This window comes from Streptomyces sp. NPDC006512 (genome assembly GCF_040611935.1).
Lineage (GTDB): Bacteria > Actinomycetota > Actinomycetes > Streptomycetales > Streptomycetaceae > Streptomyces.
On record NZ_JBEXPG010000078.1, the window covers coordinates 31,164 to 40,092 of the forward strand.

Below are 8,929 nucleotides of genomic sequence, written 5' to 3' on the forward strand. Positions count from 1 at the left end.
TGTCGGAGTTCCGCACTTCGTTGTACGGACCGTATGAGGGGTCCCGCCCCGAGGGGCGGGGGGTGACGGTGGTTACACCATCAGGGAGCGGTCCGTCGGCTTGACCGGGTACGGGAGGGCGCTGGCGCCGGTCAGGAAGCGGTCCACGCCGCGGGCGGCCGAGCGGCCTTCCGCGATGGCCCAGACGATGAGCGACTGGCCGCGGCCCGCGTCACCGGCGACGAAGACGCCGTCGACGTTGGTCTTGTAGGAGGCGTCGCGCTCGATGTTGCCGCGCGCGTCCATCGCCAGGCCGAACTGCTGGACCAGGCCGTTCTCCTGGTCGGTGCCCGTGAAGCCCATCGCCAGGGTGACCAGCTGCGCGGGGAGGACGCGCTCCGTGCCGGGCTTCTGGGTGAGCTTGCCGTCGACGAACTCGACCTCGACCAGGTGCAGGGCCTTGACGTTGCCGTCCTCGTCGCCCTCGAAGTGGGTGGTGGAGACGGAGTAGACCCGCTCGCCGCCCTCCTCGTGCGCCGAGGTGACCTTGTACAGCATGGGGAACGTCGGCCAGGGCTGGTTCGCGGTGCGGTCCTCGCCCGGCTTCGGCATGATCTCCAGCTGCGTGACCGAGGCCGCGCCCTGGCGGTGGGCGGTGCCCACGCAGTCCGCGCCGGTGTCACCGCCGCCGATGACGACGACGTGCTTGCCCTCGGCCGTGATGGGGGGCGCCATGAAGTCGCCCTCCTGGACCTTGTTCGCGAGCGGCAGGTACTCCATCGCGAAGTGGATGCCGTTCAGCTCGCGGCCGGGGACGGGCAGGTCGCGGGAGACCGTGGCGCCCGCCGCGATGACCACCGCGTCGAACCGCTTGCGCAGGTTGGTCGCCGTGATGTCCCGGCCGACCTCGATGCCCGTGCGGAACTTGGTGCCCTCCGCGCGCATCTGCTCGATGCGGCGGTTGATGTGCACCTTCTCCATCTTGAACTCGGGGATGCCGTAGCGCAGCAGCCCGCCGACGCGGTCGGCGCGCTCGTACACGACCACCGTGTGCCCGGCCCGGGTCAGCTGCTGGGCCGCGGCGAGACCCGCCGGGCCGGAGCCGATGACGGCGGCCGTCTTGCCGGACAGGCGCTCCGGCGGCTGCGGGGTGACGTCGCCGTTGTCCCAGGCCTTGTCGATGATCGAGACTTCGACGTTCTTGATCGTGACGGCGGGCTGGTTGATCCCGAGGACGCACGCCGACTCGCACGGAGCGGGGCACAGGCGGCCCGTGAACTCCGGGAAGTTGTTCGTGGCGTGCAGGCGCTCGGAGGCCGCGCTCCAGTCGTCGCGGTACGCGAAGTCGTTCCACTCGGGGATCAGGTTCCCGAGCGGGCAGCCGTTGTGGCAGAACGGGATGCCGCAGTCCATGCAGCGGCCGGCCTGCTTGCTGATGATCGGGAGCAGCGAGCCCGGGACGTAGACCTCGTTCCAGTCCTTGAGGCGGTCAGCCACGGGACGGGAACAGGCGGTCTCGCGCCCGGTGGTGAGGAAGCCCTTCGGGTCAGCCATGGGTCGCCGCCTCCATCATCTTCTCCGTGGTCTCGGATTCCGAGAGTCCGGCCAGCTCAGCGGCGTCCTTGGCGGCGAGCACTGCCTTGTACGTGGTCGGGATGATCTTGCTGAAGCGGTCCACGGAGGTGGACCAGTCAGCGAGGAGCTTCGCGGCCACGGTCGAGCCGGTCTCCTCCTCGTGGCGGCGCACCACATCGTGCAGCCACTGCTTGTCGGCGTCGGAGAGGACGGTCTCGACCGCCTCCGCGTTGCCGGTGTTGACGTTGTGCGGGTCGAGGTCGATGACGTACGCGACGCCGCCCGACATGCCCGCCGCGAAATTGCGGCCGGTCTCGCCGAGGACCACGGCCTGGCCGCCGGTCATGTACTCGCAGCCGTGGTCGCCCACGCCCTCCGAGACGACCAGGGCGCCGGAGTTGCGGACGCAGAAGCGTTCGCCGGTGCGGCCGCGCAGGAACATCTCGCCGCCGGTGGCCCCGTAGCCGATGGTGTTGCCGGCGATGGTGGAGTACTCGGCGAGGTGGTCGGCGCCGCGGTCCGGGCGGACGACGACGCGGCCGCCGGAGAGGCCCTTGCCGACGTAGTCGTTGGCGTCGCCCTCCAGGCGGAGGGTGACCCCCTTCGGCAGGAAGGCGCCGAAGGACTGCCCGGCGGAGCCGGTGAAGGTCAGGTCGACGGTGTTGTCGGGCAGGCCCGCACCGCCGAACTTCTTGGTGACCTCGTGGCCGAGCATGGTGCCGACGGTCCGGTTGATGTTGCGGATCGCGACCTGGGCGCGGACCGGCTGGGCTTCCTCGGCCGTCGCGGCGTTCAGCGCGTCGGCGGCGAGCTTGATCAGCTCGTTGTCGAGGGCCTTCTCCAGCCCGTGGTCCTGCTCGATCAGGGCGTGGCGGACCGCGCCCTCGGGCAGCTCGGGCACGTAGAAGAGGGGCTCCAGGTCGAGGCCCTGCGCCTTCCAGTGCGTGACGGCCTTGCTGGTGTCGAGGAGCTCGGCGTGGCCGACGGCCTCCTCGATGGTGCGGAAGCCGAGCTCGGCGAGGAGCTCGCGCACCTCCTGCGCGATGAACTCGAAGAAGTTCACGACGAACTCGGGCTTGCCGGAGAAGCGGTCGCGCAGGACCGGGTTCTGGGTGGCGATGCCGACCGGGCAGGTGTCCAGGTGGCAGACGCGCATCATGACGCAGCCGGAGACGACGAGCGGCGCGGTCGCGAAACCGAACTCCTCGGCGCCGAGCAGCGCGGCGATGACCACGTCGCGGCCGGTCTTGAGCTGGCCGTCCGTCTGGACCACGATGCGGTCGCGCAGCCCGTTGAGCAGCAGCGTCTGCTGGGTCTCGGCGAGGCCGAGCTCCCAGGGGCCGCCCGCGTGCTTGAGCGAGGTGAGCGGGGAGGCGCCCGTACCGCCGTCGTGGCCGGAGATGAGGACGACGTCCGCGTGGGCCTTGGAGACGCCCGCGGCGACCGTTCCGACGCCGACCTCGGAGACCAGCTTCACGTGGATGCGGGCGGCCGGGTTGGCGTTCTTGAGGTCGTGGATCAGCTGGGCGAGGTCTTCGATGGAGTAGATGTCGTGGTGCGGCGGCGGGGAGATCAGGCCGACGCCCGGGGTGGAGTGCCGGGTCTTGGCGACCCACGGGTAGACCTTGTGGCCGGGCAGCTGGCCGCCCTCGCCGGGCTTGGCGCCCTGCGCCATCTTGATCTGGATGTCGTCCGCGTTGACCAGGTACTCGGAGGTCACGCCGAAGCGGCCGGAGGCGACCTGCTTGATGGACGAGCGGCGCGCCGGGTCGTACAGGCGGTCCGGGTCCTCGCCGCCCTCACCGGTGTTGGACTTGCCGCCCAGCTGGTTCATGGCGATGGCGAGGGTTTCGTGCGCCTCCTTGGAGATGGAGCCGTACGACATGGCGCCGGTGGAGAAGCGCTTGACGATCTCGGAGACCGACTCGACCTCGTCGAGGGAGATCGACGGGCGGTCGCTCTTGAAGCCGAACAGGCCGCGGAGCGTCATCAGGCGCTCCGACTGCTCGTTCACGCGGTCCGTGTACTGCCGGAAGATGTCGTACCGGCGGTTGCGGGTGGCGTGCTGGAGGCGGAAGACCGTCTCCGGGTCGAACAGGTGCGGCTCGCCCTCGCGGCGCCACTGGTACTCGCCGCCGATCTCCAGCGCGCGGTGCGTGGCCGCGATGCCGGAGACGGGGTAGGCCTTGGCGTGGCGCGCGGCCACCTCCTTGGCGATGACGTCCAGGCCGGCGCCGCCGATCTTCGTGGCGGTGCCCGCGAAGTAGGTGCCGACGAACTCCTCGTTCAGGCCGACGGCCTCGAAGACCTGGGCGCCGCGGTAGGAGGCGACGGTGGAGATGCCCATCTTCGACATGACCTTGAGGACGCCCTTGCCGAGCGCGTAGATCAGGTTCTTGATGGCCTGCTCCGGCTCCAGGCCGGACAGGAAGGTACCGGCGCGCAGGAGGTCCTCGACGGACTCCATGGCGAGGTACGGGTTGACGGCGGCCGCGCCGTAGCCGATCAGCAGCGCGACGTGGTGGACCTCGCGGACGTCACCGGCCTCGACCAGCAGGCCCACCTGGGTGCGCTGCTTGGTGGCGATGAGGTGGTGGTGCACGGCGGAGGTGAGCAGCAGCGACGGGATCGGCGCGTGCTCGGCGTCCGAGTGGCGGTCGGAGAGGACGATCAGGTGCGCGCCGTTGGCGATGGCCGCGTCGACCTCGCCCCGGATCTCCTCCAGGCGGGCGGCCAGCGCGTCGCCGCCGCCGGAGACCCGGTAGAGGCCGGACAGCGTGGCGGCCTTCATGCCCGGCATGTCGCCGTCGGCGTTGACGTGTATGAGCTTGGCCAGCTCGTCGTTGTCGATCACCGGGAAGGGCAGGGTGACGCTGCGACAGGACGCGGCGGTCGGCTCCAGGAGGTTGCCCTGGGGGCCCAGCGAGGACAGCAGCGAGGTGACGAGCTCCTCGCGGATGGCGTCCAGCGGCGGGTTGGTGACCTGCGCGAAGAGCTGCGTGAAGTAGTCGAAGAGCAGCCGGGGGCGCTCGGACAGGGCCGCGATCGGGGAGTCCGTGCCCATCGAGCCGAGGGGCTCGCCGGCGGTGCGGGCCATCGGCGCGAGGATGACGCGGAGCTCTTCCTCGGTGTAGCCGAAGGTCTGCTGGCGGCGGGTGACCGAGGCGTGGGTGTGGACGATGTGCTCGCGCTCGGGCAGGTCCGTCAGCTCGATCTCGCCGGTTTCCAGCCATTCGGCGTAGGGCGCGGCGGAGGCCAGCTCGTCCTTGATCTCGTCGTCCTCGATGATCCGCTTCTGGGCGGTGTCGACGAGGAACATCTTGCCGGGCTGGAGGCGGCCCTTGCGGACGACCTTGGCCGGGTCGATGTCGAGGACGCCGACCTCGGAGCCGAGGACGACGAGGCCGTCGTCGGTGACCCAGTAGCGGCCGGGGCGCAGGCCGTTGCGGTCGAGGACCGCGCCGACCTGGGTGCCGTCGGTGAAGGTGACGCAGGCCGGGCCGTCCCAGGGCTCCATCATCGTGGAGTGGTACTGGTAGAACGCGCGGCGGGCCGGGGCCATGGAGGTGTGGTTCTCCCACGCCTCCGGGATCATCATCAGCACGCTGTGCGGCAGCGACCGGCCGCCGAGGTGGAGGAGCTCCAGGACCTCGTCGAAGGAGGCCGAGTCGGAGGCGTCCGGGGTGCAGATCGGGAAGATCCGGTCGAGGGCGCCCTCGCCGAAGACTCCGGAGGCCAGCTGGGACTCGCGGGCCTTCATCCAGTTCCGGTTGCCCTTGACCGTGTTGATCTCGCCGTTGTGCGCGACGAAGCGGTACGGGTGGGCGAGCGGCCAGGACGGGAAGGTGTTCGTCGAGAACCGGGAGTGGACCAGCGCGAGCGTCGACGCGAAGCGGCGGTCGGAGAGGTCCGGGAAGAAGGGCTCCAGCTGGCCGGTGGTCAGCATGCCCTTGTAGACGATGGTGCGGGCGGACAGCGACGGGAAGTAGACGCCGGCCTCGCGCTCGGCGCGCTTGCGCAGCACGAAGGCCTTGCGGTCCAGCTCGATGCCGGTGCTGCCGTTGCTCACGAAGAGCTGGGAGAAGGCCGGCATCGTGGCGCGGGCGCCGTTGCCGAGGAGGTCCGGGGAAACCGGAACCTCGCGCCAGCCGAGGACGGTCAGCTTCTCCTGGGCGGCGATGGCCTCGATCTGCTCCACGGCGACGGCCTGTGCGGTGCCGTCGGCGGGGAGGAAGGCGATGCCGACGGCGTAGGCGCCGGCCTCGGGAAGGTCGAAACCGGCCACCTCGCGCAGGAACGCGTCGGGGACCTGGGAGAGGATTCCGGCGCCGTCGCCCGAGTCCGGCTCGGAGCCGGTCGCGCCACGGTGCTCAAGGTTCCGCAGTACGGTCAGCGCCTGCTCGACGAGGGTGTGGGTCGCCTCGCCGGTGAGGTTCGCCACGAATCCGACGCCGCAGGCGTCCTTCTCGTTGCGCGGGTCGTACATGCCCTGCTGGGCGGGGCGACCGTCCATGGGCGACCAGGCGTTGGTGCTGAAGCCGGTCGCGGAGTGCGTGGATGCGGAACGCATCGGCTCTCCCGTCGTCGTCGTGGCATATGTGCATAGCCGAGGGACGACGTTGGCCCTCTGCGAAATTTCGTGCAGGTTACATGATGGCGGCAATCCCGAGAAGCGGATATTGCGTTCCAGCATGCGGACACGGCACGAAGCCAGAAAGAAAGGGACCCACGCGGAGACTGCGGCCGTTCCACAGGGTTTGCTGCGGACACGGCCCGGGGCGGAGGTCCCGGCGCGAGGCGGGCATCATTGCCCGCGCGCCCTGGTGTGATGCCCGGTGGACACGGAATCGAAACCGCCGGGTAACGGACTACTTATGTTGCGTACTGCATAGTGTCTCACTCCTGCGACGGTCAGCCTACGACGCCACCGATCCAGGTTCCCAGGATGTACGTCACACCGGCGGCCGCGCCACCCAGGACGAGCTGGCGCAGCCCGCTGTACCACCAGGAGCGGGCCGTGACCCGGGAGACGACGGCGCCGCAGGCGAAGAGCCCGACGAGGGCCAGCAGCACCGCGGGCCACAGGGCGGTCGCCCCGAGCAGGTAGGGCAGTACGGGGAGCAGCGCGCCCAGGGCGAACGAGCCGAACGACGAGACCGCGGCGACGGCCGGCGAGGGCAGGTCGTCGGGGTCGATGCCGAGCTCCTCGCGGGCGTGTATCTCCAGCGCCTGCTCCGGGTCGCGCGACAGCTGCATGGCGACCTCGCGGGCGAGGGGCGGCTCGACCCCGCGCGAGACGTACAGCTCGGCCAGCTCCTCCATCTCGTCGACGGGGTGCTTGCGCAGCTGCTGGCGTTCCACGTCGAGCTCCGCCAGGACGAGCTCGCGCTGCGAGGCCACCGAGGTGTACTCACCGGCGGCCATCGAGAAGGCACCGGCCGCGAGACCGGCCAGTCCGGTGATCACGACGGTCTGCGGGGCGACCGCACCGCCGGCCACGCCGGTCATCAGGGCGAGGTTGGAGACCAGCCCGTCCATGGCACCGAACACGGCCGGCCGCAGCCATCCGCCGTTGACGTCCCGGTGGGTGTGGTTGTCACGGTGGGCGGTGTGCAGCGGTGCTTCGATGTCGATGATGGACATGCGTGGTTCCTCCCCATTACGTGTGAGTGGGTACGCGAAAGCAACGCGAGCCCTGCCCACGCGGGGCCACTCCCCCTGAACACCTCGAAACTACGCACGATTTTTGCCGCCCGCCAGCAAGGAAGGCCGTACTTACCTGGGGTTTCGTCCCTCGGCGACCGGGTGACGGGGGCGTTCGGGGGGTGTTTCGCGGCGACCGACAAACCACATGCCGTGGCACAAATCCCCCAAGGGCTCATCATGAGTCCCATCAAGTGGAGAGGCGCGCCATGGAGCTGATTGCATGCAATCCGCAGGTCCTCCTCGAACGGGCCAGGGGCGCACTTCTCGGCCTCGCCGTGGGTGACGCGCTGGGCGCCCCCGCCGAGAACATGAAGCCTTCGGAGATCCGGGCGAAGTGGGGCCGGATCGAGGGGTTCGTCTCGGACGACCCGGCCGGCACGGACGACACCGAGTACGCCATCTTCTCGGGCCTGCTGCTGGCCCGGCACGGCTCCGCCCTCACCGTCGCGCACGTCGAACGGGCCTGGCACCACTGGATCGCCGACCTCGACGAGGGGCCGTTCCGCGGCGCGGGCTTCTCCGAGCGGGGCACCCTGGAGAACCTCCGCCGGGGCCTGGCCGCGCCGATCTCGGCGCAGCACCGCCACGCCTGGTCGGACGGTCTCGCCATGCGGGCGGCCCCGTTCGGGGTGTTCGCGGCGGGCCGGCCGGCCGAAGCGGCCCGGCTGGTCGCGATCGACGGCACCGTCAGTCACGACGGCGAGGGCATCTACGGCGGCCAGGCCGTGGCGGCGGGCGTCGCCGCGGCGATGGCGGGCGGCTCCCCCGCCTCCGTGGTCTCGGCGGCCCTGTCGGTGATCCCGTCCGACTCCTGGACGGCCCGCTCCCTGCGCCGCGCCGTGACCGCCGCCCCGCGCGGGGAACGGGCGGTCCGCTCGGCCGTCGTGATCGGCGGGTACCCGTGGACGGACCTGGCGCCGGAGGCGGTGGGACTGGCGTTCGGCGCGTTCGCGGCGTGCCGGGGGGACTTCACGGACTCCGTCCTGACCGCCGTCAACATGGGCCGCGACGCCGACACCACGGCCGCGGTGGCGGGCGCCCTCTCCGGCGCCCTGTCCGGCGCCGCGGCGATCCCCGCCGACTGGGCGGCGGTCATCGGCCCGGTGCGCGGCAGCTGCCTCCCCTCGATGCGGGGCTACCACGTCCTCGACATCGCGGACCTCCTCACCCCCGAATACGAGACCCCCCGATGACCCCGCCCCCGTACGCCCCGGACGACTCGCCCGCTCCGGCCGCAGGGGCCGTCCCCCCGATCCCCACCGCCCCGGAAGCGGCCGCCCCGGCCCGGCCCGGCGGCCCCTCCACCGCCCCGGGCCCGGTGGCAGTGCTCTCCGCCGGGGTGGCCGCGGATCCCCCGCCGCCGTCCGGCTCCACCGCACCCGCCGGCGCGTGCGCACCCGCCCCGGCCCCGGCCCCGGCCCCGGCTCAGGCGGAGCCGTACCGGCCGACGGGGCCCGGAGTCCCGGAGGGCCCGGGGTCCCGGGCGCTGCCGCCGTCCCGGGGCGCGGCCGTGGACGCCGGCCCCCCGGGCCCCGCGCCGCACCCGGTGCGGGCCCGCCCCGCCCCGGCCGGAGCCGCGCTCCTCATGGCCAGCCGGCCGGCCAGCTGAGGGTCGGGCTGTTCCCCGACCAGACCGACGTGGAAGAACACGGCTCCCGCCATGGTGTCC

4 protein-coding genes and 1 pseudogene are annotated in these 8,929 nt (G+C 71.5%); 1 reads left to right on the forward strand and 4 read right to left on the reverse strand.

The genetic code is table 11. From position 1 onward, the window contains the following. Positions 1-72: 72 nt before the first annotated feature. The 3 genes from ABZZ17_RS35705 to ABZZ17_RS35715 all read right to left on the reverse strand — a co-directional run bounded on the left by ABZZ17_RS35705 (position 73) and on the right by ABZZ17_RS35715 (position 7,197). On the reverse strand, positions 73-1,533 hold the full coding sequence (locus tag ABZZ17_RS35705; protein ID WP_356882742.1) for a glutamate synthase subunit beta: 1,461 nt from the start codon (positions 1,531-1,533) through the stop codon (positions 73-75). Next, positions 1,526-6,067 (reverse strand): glutamate synthase large subunit, encoded by a 4,542-nt coding sequence (gene gltB, locus ABZZ17_RS35710; RefSeq protein ID WP_356882750.1) that lies wholly within the window; start codon positions 6,065-6,067, stop codon positions 1,526-1,528. The genes ABZZ17_RS35705 and gltB overlap by 8 nt, the downstream gene beginning before the upstream one ends. 398 nt (positions 6,068-6,465) lie before the next feature. Continuing rightward, positions 6,466-7,197, reverse strand: coding sequence for a VIT1/CCC1 transporter family protein (locus ABZZ17_RS35715; RefSeq protein WP_356882744.1), 732 nt, complete (start codon positions 7,195-7,197; stop codon positions 6,466-6,468). 269 nt (positions 7,198-7,466) lie between these two features. Here ABZZ17_RS35715 and ABZZ17_RS35720 point away from each other — a divergent pair, with 269 nt between their 5' ends. Then, positions 7,467-8,453: an ADP-ribosylglycohydrolase family protein gene (locus tag ABZZ17_RS35720; RefSeq protein ID WP_356882746.1), complete on the forward strand. Its 987-nt coding sequence runs from the start codon at positions 7,467-7,469 to the stop codon at positions 8,451-8,453. 232 nt (positions 8,454-8,685) lie between these two features. On the opposite strand, the pseudogene ABZZ17_RS35725 reads toward ABZZ17_RS35720, so the two are convergent. Further along, positions 8,686-8,929 (reverse strand): annotated as a pseudogene (locus tag ABZZ17_RS35725) (hypothetical protein); the annotation flags it as partial.